This is a genomic window from Mesorhizobium sp. M0340 (assembly GCF_040321535.1).
Classification (GTDB): Bacteria; Pseudomonadota; Alphaproteobacteria; order Rhizobiales; family Rhizobiaceae; genus Mesorhizobium.
The window spans coordinates 1-14601 of record NZ_JAMYRR010000038.1; the positions used below are offsets into that span (position 1 = coordinate 1).

Consider the following 14601-nt stretch of genomic DNA (forward strand, 5'->3'; position numbering starts at 1 on the left):
AGATGTGAGGCCCGTAACGGTGAATTAGGATTCCGGCCTCGTCGTAGCAGTCATAGGCATTGCCGCCGACGTGATTTCGTCGGTCTATGATCAGGACGCTTTCTTGTCGTTGCGATGCGATGCGTTCCGCCAGCACGCTGCCGGCGAAGCCGGCGCCGACGATCAGCCAGTCGAACATGCTCACGCTCCCCTCAGCAACGGCACGACGCTCTTCATCGCGTAGGCGCGCTGGATGTGGGCCGCCATCGCATGCCAGGTCTTCTCCCAGGACATGTCGGCGAGGTAGGCGTCGGCTTTCTCCACAAGGAAATCGCGGGGACGCGCCAGGATGGATCGAAGCTTGGCTTCGAAATCCTCGCCGTCGAAAATCTCGACAAGGCCTTCGGCGCCATAGGTGCGCACGACGTCGACGATCGCCGTGGAAATTACCGGCAGTCCTGCCGCGAGGAACTCGGGAGTCTTGGTCGGGCTGATGTAGCGGGTCGCTTCGTTGAGCGCGAACGGCATCCAGCCGGCACTCCAATGCCGGAGATAGTTCGGCAGGTCTGCATAGGACTTGGCCCCCAGCCAATGCAGGTTGCCTGCCGTGGGCAGCCTCGCCGGATCGATCTTGACGACAGGGCCGAGCATGACGAAATGCACGTCCGGCATTACCGCAGCCGCCTGCGCGATCAGTTCGAGGTCGAGCCGTTCGTCGATGACCCCGAAGTACCCCACCCTCGGGTGAGGTATGTTGGCCTGGTCGAGTGGGTCCTCACCCGGCTCTCTCGCCTGATGGAAATGTGCAACGTCGATGCTGCTTGGAAAAGGAAAGATCGCCCGATGCAAGCTGCGTTTGGCCTCGTAAAGGCTCTGCCCGCCCGTGAAGACGATATCGGCACGTTGGAACAGCGCCTTTTCCAGCTGTTTCAACTCTGCGGGTGCGTTCTTGAACGCGGAGAGTTCATCCATGCAGTCGTAGACGCAGACGTCAAAGGCGAGATGGTCGCTGAAACGTAGCGCCATGGGCGTGTAGTACCATGCGGTCAGCCGTTCATGCGGCGTCGAGACGACGATCTGGTCGACGAATCTGCGCTGGAGCGCATCCGCCTTGGTGGCGGACGTGCCGACTGGAATAACGGGCGTCACAATTCTGATCGTAGGTGAAACGTCGTTCACCCGCATCGAAGCGTGGAGCCTTTCGTCGAAGATCGGCTCTTCGAAATAAATTAGCTGCTGCTGTTTTGAGGCGAGCGTCAGAATCTGTTGCGGTCTTTGAAATACAAAATTCCAGCGGAGGTGGGAGAAGCAAAGTAAAATTGACGACTGTAAGGGGATATTTGGTGTTAAGGGGGTGCCCACCGCCATTTCCATGTAGAAATCCTTCGTTGCAATTAGAAATCGCCTCGAATAACATACGTTAATCGAGGCAGCTTCGAATGAAATTTGCAGCCATCTATATAACTTTCATCTCCGTAAGTTGTTCCATACTCCAAACTGTCTCGGGCGAGGCCAGCGGCCCGCTCCACTCCGCCGGTGGCTCAACAGAGAAGCGCAAGCCGGACGACCCTGCATCCGGCTGACATGATGGCCGCTCCAGAAGCTGAAGCCCCGCGCCGTGCGTGATCTCACCCAAAATGTGGCGCATTGCCACAGAACGGTTGAAATCGTTCAATCGTTCAACAACCGTTCATGGGCGGAGTTATAAATAAGGCCTGCGAATCGATTCGGCTGAGTCACGCAGACGGTCCAAATGAAAGGGGCCCGCGAAACGGTCGCGGGAATGCTTGGGAATGAAGATCGACTTTGAAACCAACGTCTTCCCGTTGTTTCACCCACAGGCCGTGGATGATCTGAAGGACCCTTGTCCGGTGTTCGACGGCACGCTCTGGCACGTCTTCGGCTCCAGCGGCACCGTCACAACCGAGAGCTGGAAAATCCTCCATGCCACAGCGCCGGATCTTTATGGACCCTGGACAGAGCACGAGGCCATCGTGTTGCCGGTAACCGGATCGGGCATTGCGGCGCCCGGCGTCATTCATGAGTGCGGCGTCTTCCACATGTTTATCCAGACCGAATTCATGAAGTCCGGCGGACGTTGCGAGCACGCGGTATCCAATGACGGCTTTCATTGGGTGGTGCTCAATCCGGCGATATTGTCGCTGCCCGACACCGATGAGGACGGCATCTACGATCCCCATCCCGCAATCATCGGAGGCAAGCGCTATATCGTCTATTCAGGCATGCCCAAATTCACCAGGGTGCCTCAGCCTGATGTCTATCTGGCGCGCAGCCAATCCGATTCTTGGTTCGGGCCATGGAAACGTCTCGGCAAGATACTCGATCATCTCGACGTGCCGCATCACAATGCGCGCGAGCACCCCGATTACGAGTGGGGGATAGAAGGGGCGCAACTGGTTGAATTGCCGGATGGCCGCGTGCTTCTCAACGCTACCTGCTTCCTCCCCGACGGCCCCCGTGGAAGCCGTCAACGCGTTTTCTTTGCTATCGCCGATAAGGTAGAGGGTCCTTATGTCTCGGTCGGCCCCGTCCTTGATCCTGGCGAGCCAGGAGAGAATGGCCATTCGACCGTAATGATCGAAGGCCGGCAATTGACTTTGTTCTACCAGAGCAGACGCGAGACGACAAACCACCGCTGGCGATATGGTCTGGCCAAGTGCGACTTGGATCGGCACATACTCTCCAGAGTTGCCTAGAGAACGTGATCCAGGATCGTAGCCGCTGGGCTACCCACCTCGTCCAGGTCGCATTGTCCGACGGACGCCGACAAAAAACCGAAGAACGGCACAGATTAAGCTCATCACAATGGTGTTGCCTAGAGGCTGATGACATAGCCAGTCGGCGAAGCCTGCGACGAGGCAGGTTGGGAGTATGAAATACATCAAGGAACCTGGGTCGCCTCAGCTGATATATTTAAATTCACTTCGAACTCCTTGGTTAGACCAGTCGTGCCAATCGGTTTCTCAGCGTCGGTGACAAGATAGCCGCAAGTCTGACAATTGGATGCCGATTGGCTAAATGAAAGGAAGCAGCAGAAATTGGTTCACTATTTTTCAAACCCGGTTTCATGATATCAACCGGTTTTGATCCTGAGCAGGATGTCCTGATCGTAATTTCCAAAGCCCTTGCCGAAAATGTTGATCCCGCCGGGGCGCTTGGCGTCGTCCTTGACGCCGATACGGACGCGGATTGAATGATGGCTCTTCAGATCGAGTGCGGCGAGGCCGGTTTCGGAAATCCTGAGACCGTCGACATAGGTGCCGTCATTGGCAATTCGCCAGTTCTTCAGCTTGCCGTATTGCGAGCCCTTGAGCTTCCACCAGGAGGGCGTGAAGACGCCGCGCTTGTCGCCGAAATCCCCCGGCGACGTCCAGGTGCCGACATCGACACCATTGATCGTCAGCGTGATGTCCGAGGGCCAATCGGCGCTGGTGCCCGGCACTTCCGAAGACAGCTCTATCGCCACTTCGAGTCCGGTGATCTCGGCATTGGCGAGCTTGGCATTGTTGGGGAACTGGTATTCGACAAAGCCGCGCGTGAACCACAGCAAACCGGCTTTCATGCGATCCGGATCAAGGAAAGTGTTCGGCACATCGAGCAAGCCGATGATGCCGTCCGGCGAACAAAGGCCGCAGGGCGCGGTAACCTCGAAGCCGGTGTAAAGCCCGATCGGCATCGACACTTCGATCGCGTCGTTCTTGACCGCACGATATTCGCCCTTGAACACGACGAGCACTTCTTCGGCCGTCGGATAACAGATTTTCTGACTGCCTTTCTTCGCCTTCCGGTTCTCGGTGCGGATCAGGCCCCCATCCTCCAGCACCTGGATATTGGTCGAGACGGTCGATTGCGGCAGCGACAGCCCGGCGGCGATTTCGTTGATATTCATCGGCCCTTTCTCATGCAGCAGTTTCAGCATCGAGATACGCGCCGAGGAGGCAAGCCCCTTCAGCACGGCAATGCCTTCCTCAGGTTCGATCACCAACAAATTACGACTCATGAATTTGCCAGTCTATGCTCGTGGAAGAAGCTATCGCCTCGCGAATTCGTGTTCTGTAAGCTTGCGTTGGTGGGCGGGACCGTTGCAACGGCGTTGAACGAAACGCCGAGCCGGCAATTTGGTTACATGAAAGGGGCTACACCTTCGGAACGCATTTGAAGCCCCACCGCAACAAGGATATTTGGCTACAGTTCCAAAATTCCTTCGCCGCGCAGCGGCAAGGCACGCCTCGATTGCAGCCAAGCCGCGAGTCGCACCGGGGCTTCGGCCAATCCTTCAGCAAAACTTCGGCCGCGTCGGATACCACGAAAGCGGTCCTTAGAGCTGCGGGCCTGACCAACTAATCGCATTGCTGTTCCGTCCGTTTCCTCTAGGTCTGGAACACGAGGTCACAATCAAGGTTCGGCGGCCGCAGCAATGTTTCCCTCCCATGCATCGCTGGCGCAGATCACGACACGCGCGGTGCGCCCCTTTCGATGCAAAACGCAGGTCACGCGGATTGGCTGGCGTTGCTAAAATTCGCCGGGCAACCGCGTCCAGCGCCGAAACGCTGTCATCAAAAGTATCTTCCGCAGCGCGAACCTTGTATCTCATCAATCTTGGCGCGCGCGCATCATGCAAGGCCTTGTTCGCGGCTTTCTGTTCCTCGACCTCCCTGCTCCAGGCCTCATAAATGGCTGGACCTGTTACTGTGTACCATGTCTTCAACCGACATGGCGTGGAACGCAGTCCTTACGTCTTCCGGCATGCTCGGCTCTTCCCACTTCGGAAGCTCCGGCGGGAAAAGCGTTCCGCACTTCCTGTCGAGCCTTTCACAGGCCTTCAAGCCGTATTCATCGCAGCGCTGGCTTCGTCCAGTTCCTGCCCGAGCAAGAACAGGGCCGCGTCTGCGCAGTCGAAGTGCGAACCGTAGTTGATCATGTTCATCGGATCTTCCTTTCTCTCTCTTGGAAGCGACCCGCTTTTGTCAGTCCAGATGATTCGGCTTTGACTAGGGTTACCACCGCGGCGGTCGCGGCGCCGAGCCCGGGCGAATATGCCGACCGCGAGATCGATTGCCTAGGAGACGCGCCAGGCGCATCGGTACGAGCGAGGAACAAGGTCCGGATCCAGGGGTTCGGTACCTGAAGGAGCCTCACATGGGCGAGGAGGTCAGACCACGAGCGATTGAAGGATTTTCAGGCGAAGTTCCTTGCCAAGGAAACCGGCATAACGGAGACTCAAGCGCGCGAGCTGATCGAAATGATCGCACTGACCACGCATCATTGCTACGCGAGGCGCGCTTACTAAAGACCGGCCAAAAACCGCCAGGATAGAAGCTAAGCTTCGGCTCTGAATGAATTAAAAGGCCCGCCAGCAGAAGCCAGCGGGCAACGGGTAGACTATCCAGGTTGGGGTCAGCCCCCAGTTTGGGATAAAAGTCTTCTGTGACCTGCGCATCGGCCGAACAGATGAAGCGTTCCGATCGCGGGCCCTCCTGATCACCGGACGCGAGTTTTCTTGACTACGAAAAGCTTGTTCTCTCTTCCCAGGGAGGCATTTCGAGGCAATCGTGGATAGCAAGCGGCTCAACCACAAACTGGACTGCAAGGCCTGCGGCACGATCCTGATGGCCATCCCCGACAATCCCGACGACGACACGCCCGTTCGTTGTAGCAATTGCGGAGGGTACCTCGGACAATGGGGAGAGCTGCAGGAGGATTTCTACAAACAGGCCAGAGGCGCACAGGCCTTCGACTTGAACCACGGCAACATCATCAAGAAGTAAGCTAATTCACCCACGGCGGACGGACCGGCCCTTAATTTTTCAGCGCAGCGGCAATAGCCAGCGGAACGTCTGGCGGACCGGCGTGACTGCTTCCACTCGTCTGGCTTGAAGGCTGAAAAGACTTTTAAGGAGAATAATTCAATCGGTCCGCGCGAGCGGAAGTAGAAACGCAAAAAGCCCGCCGGACCTTTGGGCACGATGGGGCACAGCGTGAAGAGATCGAGTTCAGTCGTAGATTTTCACAATGTTGCGGGTAGCTGGATCGACCAGGACGGTTCGCCTGTCGACGACCACGTAGCGCCCATCACCCACTGGACTCCACTGAGGGAAGCCGACCTTCCCGCAGCCTTTCGCCAAGCACGGATTTTTGCCAACCACACATTTGAAGCCTATGGTTCCCACATCGGCCGCCAGCGCTTCGGACGCAGCCGACAGTAAGAGGTACGTGCTCTTGCCCGTATGGGAGAGAGAGCCATGCCCCAATCCCTTCTTCGCAACCATGTATTGAAAACTCTCTCCTCGGAGGATTTCGCGCTTTTGAAGCCCTCACTGCATCACGTCGAACTGGGCATCAAAGACCAGCTGGAAGTCTCTTATCAGCCGATCGAACATGTGTATTTTCCAGAGATGGGCATTGCATCGATGGTCGCCACCATGACCGGTGGGCGGCAAAGCGAAGTCGGCATCGTCGGCCACGATGGCATGACAGGGGTTGCCGTTATCCTCGGCCAAGACAGATCTCCCAATGAAACCTATATCCAAGTCGCAGGTAGTGGCTGGATCCTCCCGGTTGAAGCTCTTCGCACTGCGATTGCAGCAAGCCAGTCCCTTCGCGAGTCGCTGCTTCGCTATGCCCACGCGTTCCTCGTCCAGTCGTCCCGGACCGCGCTGGTCAACGGCCATTCCAAAATCGAGGAGCGGTTGGCCCGCTGGCTACTGATGGTCCAAGACCGCGTCGAAGGAAACAAGATTTACCTGACGCATGAGTTTCTGGCGACCATGCTTGGCGCTCGGCGCCCGGGCGTTACCACCGCCCTCCAAATGCTTGAGTATCGGGGGCTGGTTCACGCCAGGCGCGGCGAGATCACAATTGTCGACCGCGTTGGAATGATACAACTCACACATGGTGCTTACGGCGACGAGGAGCAAAGTCACTTCGGCCTCGCCTCCGCCTTCGGAATCGGACAAACCCTTGCAGGCTGCCGAATTGCTGCCATAACTCGTTTTGGTTTGGGTTTCAGGGAGGAGCTAACATGACCAACACTTTTCACACCGTGACGGTTGAAAGAGCCGCCGAGGCCTATGTGCTCTCTAGAGGCAAGGCTCACTTCCTCTCCATCGCACAGGCAATCCGCGCCATCCGAACGCTCATGCCGGCATGCAAGGCTACCGACCGCGAACTGGAGGAGTTAGTGGCGGCAGCATCCATTATTCACGGTGTGCCCGTCGCGTTCGACTTAAAAACAGCCGTGGCCGCAGAACCACGGCTCCATTCATAGAGCCGGTGATGCCTGCGCTCGCGCAGACGCCTACCTTATCGGACGTTCGCCAAGCGATTGTCCTCCACCTGATCGACAACATCGGCAGCCCGAGCATTTCGATATCCGAGGTCAGCCACACCGCGAGGAGAATGCTTCCCCTTTGCGAACTCACGGACTGGGAACTTGGCGATCTCATTGCGCGAAGCGCGATCGATGCGGGATTCGCGATTGAACCCGACGAGGTGGGTCCCTAAAAGGCATGTCGAGGCTCAATAGCGGAACAGCCGCTTGAGCCATGTGGCTCCCAATCCCGGACGGTCAGGTTGTGGCCCATGCTGCCGAGAAGCAATGCGCCGCTAAGTCGACATTTGCAGCAAATGCGGCATGCGCTAGCAGTCAAGAGTCCCGGCTCAGTCGGGGAGCTTTGTCATCTCGACTTGTTATAGCCAACCGCCCGAAAAACCGGCTCGGTGCAGTCCCGCGATGATGGCCGGCACGCGGCGCATCAGGCGCCACAGGAAGCCCGAGCGGTAGTTCTCTATCATCAGAGTGATCGGCCCCTGATTGATGCCGACATGGTCCGGCGACACCCAACCGCAGGGCCGGCCGTCGGCGGCTGCTATTGTCGGATTGAAGCTTGCGGTGAAGCCGTAAGGGTTGCCCTCGTGCAGGTCGATCTCGTGGAAATAGTGCAGTGCCGGCAGAACGATCTCTGGCGCAAAGGGCAATGAGGTAATCGCTGCCCACGGCGACAACGTCCCATCATCAGGGCCGAATGGCGCACCGCGCGCCAGATAGCCGAAGAAGCGGCGGCCACCGACCGTGATTTGGCGTTTTGTCGGGCTTGGGCCGTCGCTGGCGGTGATGCCCCAGCAATTCTCGCCATAACCGCTGAAGCCCTTCGGATTGCGAATGGCGTAGTCGCGTTGCAGGTAGGTTGCCTCGCGGCTGTTCTCGAAATAGTCGCAGTCGTGGTTGCGCATGGAAGCATCGCGGATGCCGCGAAAATCGATCCAGATATGGGAGAGCTGGTGGATGAAAAGTGGACCGGCGTAAACCAATTCCCGGCCATAGATCTTTTTCCACTTATAGGTGGATAGCCAGGCCGCATAGCTCCCGGGCGGCAACGGATGGGTTGGCGAGCCGAGGCCCAACACATAAAGGATCACCGCTTCGTCGTAGCCTTGCCAGCGATAGCGCAGGAAGCCCTTTCCAGGCCGCCAGCCATGGGTGACGGTGGCGCCGCCGTTCTGCGCCCATCGCCAGTCGGCGCGCCGGTAGAGCGCATCGGCTAGCCGCCGGATTTCCAGTTCGGATTCATCGTCCTCGCCAAAATAGGCGCCGGCGGCCAGCGCACCGGCAAGCAGAAGCGCCGTATCGACCGTGGACAGCTCACACTTCCAGACGCGGCGGCCGGTCTCCATGTCGAGGAAATGGTAGTAGAAGCCCTTGTGGCCCGTTGCGTCGGCTTCGGGCCCCTGCGGCGCGTTCCAGAAGAAGCGAAGCGTGGCGAGCGTCCGTTCAGCGGCGGCGGCGCGCGTCATGAAACCGCGCTCGACACCGACGGGATAGGCCGACAGGGCGAGTCCGACGGCGGCGATGCTGGCCGGTGACCCCGGGGTGTTGCGGTCGGCGATCAGGCCGTTCGCCGGGTTGGCCTCTTTGAGAAAATAATCGAAGGACAGGCGCTGGATGTCCGAGAGAAGTTTGTCGTTCTGCGGGTGGTCGCTCGATGCATCCATGGCTGTCGATATAGAGGGGTTCGCTGCGCTTCCCACCTTTTTGGTCGTCTTGTCGCCTTTGGGGCATGTCACGACGATGCTCGCGCTGGCCCAGGTGTCCCTATAACTAAGTTCGAACACCAGAAGCTGACATTCCGCTAATGGCGGTGACGTTGCCCCCAATATTTCATGTCCTGATCCTCTCGATCGGCCAGAACGAACTTCAAACCGGATTAGGTCAGAGGAGCAAGGTCACAACGTCCGCGGCCGCGTCTATCTGGGGTGGGTGGGTTCGGCGCCCAAGGGAGGCAAGGAGCAGGCAGGCGCCCCATGCCCAGCATGTCTCGCGCCGCCGGTACGCCAGCCCCCGGCGGCGATCAGGAGCGCGACAAGGGCCCCGATGTAGAAATGGATCACAAGCCGCCGGCCATTTCTGTCGGTCGCGCCGCGCAAAGCCGATCATCACGAACCCTATCATGCCAAGCAGGCACACGAAAGGATAGTTGATCGTCTGGACCATCATGCCAGAGGCGAAAATGGCGAATGGCATATACGGGCTCACGTCAGGGTAGTCGAACGTGATCCATTGTAGGAAAGCAGCCAGCAGGAACAGCCCGCCGACAAACTGCAAAACCAAATTGACGATAGTGTTCAGTCTCGCCTTCCACATTGCCGCGGATCTCCTGGTCAGACAAGATCAATCAACCCATGCCAGCCAAGGCGAAGCAGCGCCTCTAGCATCTCAGGGCCTTTCGGGTTCAGCTTTCGCTGCCGAATCCATGTCTTCACCGGCACCGCATCCAGATCTGCTGATCGGCAACTGGCAGTTGGCTGACGATCAACAGTTCGCTCTCTTGGGGTGAGCTACCGCTCAATTTGCCGACGGCCTGCGCACCTTGCCGGTAATCCGTTGTTATGATCCGAGGGATCGATCCCGAGCCTGGCAGAGACATGTTCACTGTGGCCTCGTAGAACACCTTGAGCCTCCCGAACTAACTACGTTGGCGATATGCGACAAACCGAACAGAGCTGCGGCGCCGACATTGAGAACCGCCCATAGTTCTCTCGGCAAATGCATCGGAATGAACGGATTGAAAATCAGTGCGGCGACAAACAGTGCCCAGGCCAAAGGTTGATTTTCGGGACCTGATCGCCTCACCATGACTCCGCAGTAGATCCCGGCGAAAAAGACCGCCACGCGGCGTAATTGGTAATAGCATATGGCCATGGCGCGACCGCCAGCAACGACGCAATCGCAACACAGATACAGACCAACCGGACCGTTCCGCCTGGCGTCGACACCATTCTTTTTAGCAATTTCCCCGCCAAAGCCCGAATCGGCAGCACATCACCACCGCAGCGCTGGCACAAGGACTCGCCAGGACATTCGAAGCTCTTCCGCGGTGTAGAACAGCGGCCGACGCAAAACGCGCGCTGGTAAGGGTCTGAGCTATTTTAGAGATCCTGCAACAAAGCCGCGTCGGACCGTTTGCAATTTGCCAAAACCCACTCTGGCGTACTGCAAAACTCCCGCTCGCTCCGGCCGGCAGGCTTTTAGCGCTCTGCGAGCGCGTTGCAAATGAGCGAAACCAAGCTGTCGCGCGCTCGCTTGTGGAGTGCGCCTTTCGGCCGCCATGCAAGGAAATCATCAACGCTCATCCAATCAACCGGGTTTGTGTCGGCGTCTGGCTGGCTGAATTCCACATACAGATGCAGTTCGTCCGGCACGAAGACGACCCTCCACGATCCTTTGATATCGTTGGCAAGGTTGTAGGCGATGGCGGTCATGACGATCCACTCCTTCGCCTGGAGCGTGCCTATCTCGCGGGAAAATTCCATCGCCAGAAGTTGGTATTGACGCTCCCGCTTTCTCAGAAATCCAACGTCCGCATGATGCCGAAATGTGCGGCTAGCTTTTTGTGTATGCTGGTTGGAACACGGGACCGCCGCGCAAGTTCGGTGCACGCAGCCATTCCTCCCTCCAGGTATTTGCTGCAGATCGGTGTCCCGATCGTCCCGCGCTCCCCGCAGGAGCGCGGGCTTCGGGGCGTTGCTGTGGTGCTCGTACCGTCCACCTCCATACGCAAAACGGAATACGGGCGAGGCAAATGCCATATATCACCTCGTCGACCAAGCTGGTCTCGAGGGTATGGTGTCGAAGCGGATTAACAGTAGATAGATCAGTGGCCCGACGACCAACTGGCTGAAGGCCAAATGCTTCACCGTGGGGGAGTTCGAACTGCTCGGTGTCGAGCGCGAGCGGGGTAAGCCCGCATGCGCTTTGATGGCACAGCCCGGCACCCGCAAGTGCGTTGGCAGCGCTTTCGTCAGCGTCAATCGCGAAAATGCGGGAACGGCTATGTAAGCGGGTGCAGGAGCATGCCGGAGAACGGCCGCTTTGGAGAGGTGCCGGGAACGTCCGGTCATGTGCTACCGCGACCTTCTCAGGAAGGCTGCACACCGACGCGATCTTCCTTTCGCCTTGCGCAAACCTCTCTTCCGAGTAAGGCGTTCAGTGCGTCGGCTTGGTGGACTGAGGCACTTCTGAGTGGGACAACAACATCGAAAAACGTTGGAAAAGATTTGAATACTCTGAAGTCCCGCTGATCTCTAACCAATTGATTTTAATGGCTTTCTGAACACCCTCCGGGCCCACCATTGGCTCCTGCTGCCATTGCCCGCCGGTGCGCAGGAAAGCTCGGCCTCGAGCTCCGGCAGCAGCGGCAATTCGACCACAACCGGCTGGCTGCGCACCTTGCTTTTGTCTGTCTTGTGTCTGTCTTGCACGGCTTGATCCGGATCCACTTCTCCACGGGTCGGACTGCCCAGTCGGCAAAAGGGCGGCTGCGGCGTGAAAATAGGACAGGAGAAGAGGCCGATCTCGTCCGCGTTCTACGCAGATGGTGAACGTGTGCCATAGACCAAGCGAGTGACGTTCGTTCAACCCACCGGCTGGACCGAGCGGGCCGTCGCCTGAGTAGCACTCACCGTGTCCGTCGTAACGGACGACTTTTGTCGGATAGCGCACTGGCTTCATGCGGTCTTGACGTCGAAAATCGGCCTTCACATATTTTTCGCAGGTCGCTGCCGATTGCAGGGGCGACCATCCTCAACCACCTGAAATCGTTCAAAAATTGGAGGTTTCGATGAGCGAGAGAACATTTGAGAGTCCCGTGTTCGTGAGAGCCGCGGAAGGTCTCATTCAAGAGATCGCCTGCCTTGAGGATGCTTTCGATTTTCTCGACGAATGGCCGAAGCATCGGCGAGGCGTGATCTACGAAACGGCAAAGCGCGCGTGTCACCGCGCCTACGACGGTCTCATACCGTTAAAAGTCGCGCGGGATGCGTTCGCCGGCTTTGCCCGCTCCGTGAAGATCCTCGAGGACGTCGCAACGGCGATGCCTTGGGTGGCGGCCGCAAAGTCGGGCGAGACGGGCGGCGTTGCCGCCTGACCGTTTCGGAGGGAGGAAATCATGCTTTCTCAGCCCTTCGAAAAGCCCGTTCGCGTCTGGGTCGGACTCGGGTTCCCGAGGCAGCTGAATTCGGTCGTGGATGCCTACCAGTTCGTCACCGACTGGTGCGGGAACAGCCCTGAACAAAGGGCTGCGATCCGCGCCTGTAAAGCCGCATTGGCCGGCGAGATCGACGCGGAGACGGCGCGCGGCGTTCTCGTGCAGTTCGCCAGGAAGAAAGACATCCTGGTCGAAGACGGAATGATGCCGCCGGTCACCACTACCGGGCAGGTTCTGCAAGCGTGATCCGCGGGCGGTTTCAGAGGCGGTGGCCATCGGGCCGCCGCCCAAAAGGTGCCGCCGTGCGAAAACGCGCGCGTCGATGCGCCGGCAGAGTTTGCTGGCGGTTTCTATGTGCACCGCACTCCACTGGGTTGGGCGGTGAGCAAGGTTAAGGTCACAAGCTGTCAGACGTTGCGCCTGTTTCGCTGACTAGATGGGGTAACGGACCGCCAAAAAGCCGCGAGCGGAGCGCGCCACGCAAGCGCCGTAGCAAAGTGAGCCGCCCGCTTGGCGGCCCATTACCCGGCCTGGGTAAGACGTGGCGCCGCGAGCGCCGATGGAGTAATCTTGCCCCATCAGTTCTCGGGAGTAAGAGCCATGAACGCAGTTCCTCGATGGCGGCTCGCAGGCGACTGGTTCGACATCTGCAGCTGCGACATCCCTTGTCCTTGCGAATTTGCACAGCGGCCGACCGGCAATCACTGCCAGGGCGTGCTCGCCTGGCACGTGCGTGAGGGCCAATACGGCGACGTGAAGCTCGACGGCCTGACGCTGGTGGCGCTCGGAGAGTTCGAAGGCAATCTCTGGGCCGGCGAGGCAAAGGCCGTCATGGGCATGTACCTTGATGAGAAGGCCAACGAGAAGCAGCGCGAGGCGCTGCAGACCATCTTCGGCGGGCAGGCCGGCGGCTGGCCGGCGGGCTTTGCCGCCAACATTGGCGAAATGCGCGGCATGGAGTTTGTGCCGATCGCCTTCGAGGTGGCGGGCGACCTCGCCACCTGGCGGGTCGAGATCCCTGGCCGCGTCGTCGGGCGTGCGGAAGCGCTTTCGGGGCCGACTACCCCACCCGGCAAACGCGTGCAGACGATCAACCCACCGGGCTCCGAGGTCGGTCCCGGCCAGGTTGCCACCTGGGGCCGTTCCGTCGAGGTCAGCACCAAGGGCTTCGGCCTCGACTGGACGGGCACTGCCCGCTCGAGCAAGCACATACCGTTCGAGTGGACCGGCCCGAGCTAAGGCAGTGGCAGACCCACGCGCCATCGGCCGGTTCTCCTTGCCGCCGCTTGTCAGAAGGCAGGGCGGCGTGCCACTCGGCCTGCTTGCTTCCCTCGCCCTCCTGACGGCGGCAGCCTGGGCGGTGACGCTCTACCAAACCCTCAGCATGAACATGCCGATGGGCATTGCCGTGCGCGGACGGATTGGAGGCGTGGAGGGTATGGCCGGCATGGCGATGGGCGGCATCGCCGCCGAGCCTTGGTCGATCGGCAACGCCGCCGTGTTTCTCGCGGTATGGACCGTGATGATGGCGGCGATGATGCTGCCTGCTGCTATGCCGATGATCTTCATGTTCGCGTCGGCACAGTCAAGGCGCGAACGCCGCCTTGCAGTTCCGACCTGGATCTTCGTCGCCGGCTATATCCTCGTCTGGGCTGGAGCCGGCTTTCTAGTGTATGCGCTGGTCCAGCTCGGCAGCGATATCGCGATGAGCTTCGATCCGCCTCAGCGTTCGCGTTGGGCGCCGCTCGCGCTCGGCGCGACGCTCGCAGCGGCTGGGCTCTACCAGTTCACGGCGGCCAAGCACATCTGCCTCGGGCACTGCCGCTCGCCACTGGCCTTCATTGCCGAGCACTGGCGCGACGGGCGGATCGGCGCCCTTCGCATGGGGCTGCGGCACGGCCTGTACTGCCTCGGCTGCTGCTGGGCGCTGTGTGCCGTTCTGGTCGCGGCCGGTGTCATGAGCCTCGCCTGGATGCTGCTTTTGACGCTGGTCGTCTTCGTCGAGAAGCTGTTGCCGCGCGGCCACCGCTTCGAGGCGACGGTGGGGATCGCGTTGCTCGTGCTCGGTATCGCGGTGGCGAGCGGCGCGGTGGCGATGCCATGGATGGCAGGGTAGCGC

Annotated in this window: 16 protein-coding genes; 9 read left to right on the forward strand and 7 right to left on the reverse strand. The window is 59.3% G+C overall.

The features are described from left to right. On the reverse strand, positions 1 to 178 hold a 178-nt coding region (locus tag NKI79_RS30615; protein WP_352806624.1), incomplete at its 3' end, for an NAD(P)-binding protein. Positions 179 to 180: 2 nt separating this feature from the next. After that, positions 181 to 1353 (reverse strand): glycosyltransferase family protein, encoded by a 1173-nt coding sequence (locus tag NKI79_RS30620; RefSeq protein WP_352806871.1) that lies wholly within the window; start codon positions 1351 to 1353, stop codon positions 181 to 183. Between the two features lie 419 nt (positions 1354 to 1772). On the opposite strand from NKI79_RS30620, the gene NKI79_RS30625 reads away from it, so the two are divergent. Further along, the gene (locus tag NKI79_RS30625; protein WP_352806921.1) at positions 1773 to 2696 is read left to right on the forward strand and encodes a glycoside hydrolase family protein; all 924 of its coding nucleotides are present in this window, start codon (positions 1773 to 1775) and stop codon (positions 2694 to 2696) included. 377 nt (positions 2697 to 3073) lie between these two features. On the opposite strand, the gene NKI79_RS30630 is transcribed toward NKI79_RS30625, so the two are convergent. Then, positions 3074 to 4000, reverse strand: a complete 927-nt coding sequence (locus NKI79_RS30630) for an ArsR/SmtB family transcription factor (RefSeq protein ID WP_352806874.1) — start codon at positions 3998 to 4000, stop codon at positions 3074 to 3076. Positions 4001 to 5552: 1552 nt separating this feature from the next. Here NKI79_RS30630 and NKI79_RS30635 point away from each other — a divergent pair. The 4 genes from NKI79_RS30635 to NKI79_RS30650 all read left to right on the forward strand — a co-directional run bounded on the left by NKI79_RS30635 (position 5553) and on the right by NKI79_RS30650 (position 7503). Continuing rightward, positions 5553 to 5768, forward strand: a complete 216-nt coding sequence (locus tag NKI79_RS30635) for a hypothetical protein (RefSeq protein WP_352806877.1) — start codon at positions 5553 to 5555, stop codon at positions 5766 to 5768. Between the two features lie 474 nt (positions 5769 to 6242). After that, complete coding sequence (locus NKI79_RS30640; RefSeq protein ID WP_352806879.1) at positions 6243 to 7025, forward strand: Crp/Fnr family transcriptional regulator; 783 nt, start codon at positions 6243 to 6245, stop codon at positions 7023 to 7025. Further along, a complete protein-coding gene (locus NKI79_RS30645) occupies positions 7022 to 7267 on the forward strand; it encodes a hypothetical protein (protein WP_352806882.1) in 246 nt (81 codons plus the stop codon). Before NKI79_RS30640 ends, NKI79_RS30645 begins: the two co-directional genes overlap by 4 nt. Positions 7268 to 7275: 8 nt before the next feature. Continuing rightward, complete coding sequence (locus tag NKI79_RS30650; protein ID WP_352806884.1) at positions 7276 to 7503, forward strand: hypothetical protein; 228 nt, start codon at positions 7276 to 7278, stop codon at positions 7501 to 7503. Between the two features lie 186 nt (positions 7504 to 7689). Here the strand turns inward: NKI79_RS30650 and NKI79_RS30655 are convergent, their stop codons facing one another. The 4 genes from NKI79_RS30655 to NKI79_RS30670 form a co-directional block, all read right to left on the reverse strand. After that, the gene (locus tag NKI79_RS30655; RefSeq protein ID WP_352806887.1) at positions 7690 to 8991 is read right to left on the reverse strand and encodes a glucoamylase family protein; all 1302 of its coding nucleotides are present in this window, start codon (positions 8989 to 8991) and stop codon (positions 7690 to 7692) included. Positions 8992 to 9208: 217 nt separating this feature from the next. After that, the gene (locus NKI79_RS30660) at positions 9209 to 9640 is read right to left on the reverse strand and encodes a hypothetical protein (protein ID WP_352806889.1); all 432 of its coding nucleotides are present in this window, start codon (positions 9638 to 9640) and stop codon (positions 9209 to 9211) included. A gap of 285 nt (positions 9641 to 9925) precedes the next feature. Beyond that, on the reverse strand, positions 9926 to 10198 hold the full coding sequence (locus NKI79_RS30665) for a DUF6804 family protein (protein ID WP_352806890.1): 273 nt from the start codon (positions 10196 to 10198) through the stop codon (positions 9926 to 9928). Between the two features lie 326 nt (positions 10199 to 10524). Further along, complete coding sequence (locus tag NKI79_RS30670) at positions 10525 to 10758, reverse strand: hypothetical protein (protein ID WP_352806893.1); 234 nt, start codon at positions 10756 to 10758, stop codon at positions 10525 to 10527. A 1358-nt stretch (positions 10759 to 12116) separates the two neighbouring features. Here NKI79_RS30670 and NKI79_RS30675 point away from each other — a divergent pair. The 4 genes from NKI79_RS30675 (at position 12117) to NKI79_RS30690 (ending at position 14598) form a co-directional block, all read left to right on the forward strand. Continuing rightward, entirely contained in the window at positions 12117 to 12422 is a 306-nt protein-coding gene (locus NKI79_RS30675) for a DUF982 domain-containing protein (RefSeq protein ID WP_352479369.1), read from the forward strand. 21 nt (positions 12423 to 12443) lie between these two features. After that, positions 12444 to 12728 carry a DUF982 domain-containing protein gene (locus NKI79_RS30680; RefSeq protein WP_352479368.1) on the forward strand — a complete coding sequence of 95 codons (285 nt, stop codon included), beginning with the start codon at positions 12444 to 12446 and terminating at the stop codon, positions 12726 to 12728. A 354-nt stretch (positions 12729 to 13082) separates the two neighbouring features. Beyond that, a complete protein-coding gene (locus NKI79_RS30685) occupies positions 13083 to 13721 on the forward strand; it encodes a DUF1326 domain-containing protein (RefSeq protein WP_352479367.1) in 639 nt (212 codons plus the stop codon). A gap of 4 nt (positions 13722 to 13725) precedes the next feature. Then, positions 13726 to 14598 (forward strand): DUF2182 domain-containing protein, encoded by an 873-nt coding sequence (locus tag NKI79_RS30690; protein ID WP_352479366.1) that lies wholly within the window; start codon positions 13726 to 13728, stop codon positions 14596 to 14598. Positions 14599 to 14601 lie beyond the last annotated feature (3 nt).

Bases quoted from the DNA above. Each gene is read 5' to 3' on its own strand.
- NKI79_RS30620 (WP_352806871.1), bottom strand. From the start codon at position 1,353: ATGGAAATGGCGGTGGGCACCCCCTTAACACCAAATATCCCCTTACAG.
- NKI79_RS30625 (WP_352806921.1), top strand. From the start codon at position 1,773: ATGAAGATCGACTTTGAAACCAACGTCTTCCCGTTGTTTCACCCACAG.
- NKI79_RS30630 (WP_352806874.1), bottom strand. From the start codon at position 4,000: ATGAGTCGTAATTTGTTGGTGATCGAACCTGAGGAAGGCATTGCCGTG.
- NKI79_RS30640 (WP_352806879.1), top strand. From the start codon at position 6,243: ATGCCCCAATCCCTTCTTCGCAACCATGTATTGAAAACTCTCTCCTCG.
- NKI79_RS30645 (WP_352806882.1), top strand. From the start codon at position 7,022: ATGACCAACACTTTTCACACCGTGACGGTTGAAAGAGCCGCCGAGGCC.
- NKI79_RS30650 (WP_352806884.1), top strand. From the start codon at position 7,276: ATGCCTGCGCTCGCGCAGACGCCTACCTTATCGGACGTTCGCCAAGCG.
- NKI79_RS30655 (WP_352806887.1), bottom strand. From the start codon at position 8,991: ATGGATGCATCGAGCGACCACCCGCAGAACGACAAACTTCTCTCGGAC.
- NKI79_RS30660 (WP_352806889.1), bottom strand. From the start codon at position 9,640: ATGTGGAAGGCGAGACTGAACACTATCGTCAATTTGGTTTTGCAGTTT.
- NKI79_RS30665 (WP_352806890.1), bottom strand. From the start codon at position 10,198: ATGGCCATATGCTATTACCAATTACGCCGCGTGGCGGTCTTTTTCGCC.
- NKI79_RS30670 (WP_352806893.1), bottom strand. From the start codon at position 10,758: ATGACCGCCATCGCCTACAACCTTGCCAACGATATCAAAGGATCGTGG.
- NKI79_RS30675 (WP_352479369.1), top strand. From the start codon at position 12,117: ATGAGCGAGAGAACATTTGAGAGTCCCGTGTTCGTGAGAGCCGCGGAA.
- NKI79_RS30680 (WP_352479368.1), top strand. From the start codon at position 12,444: ATGCTTTCTCAGCCCTTCGAAAAGCCCGTTCGCGTCTGGGTCGGACTC.
- NKI79_RS30685 (WP_352479367.1), top strand. From the start codon at position 13,083: ATGAACGCAGTTCCTCGATGGCGGCTCGCAGGCGACTGGTTCGACATC.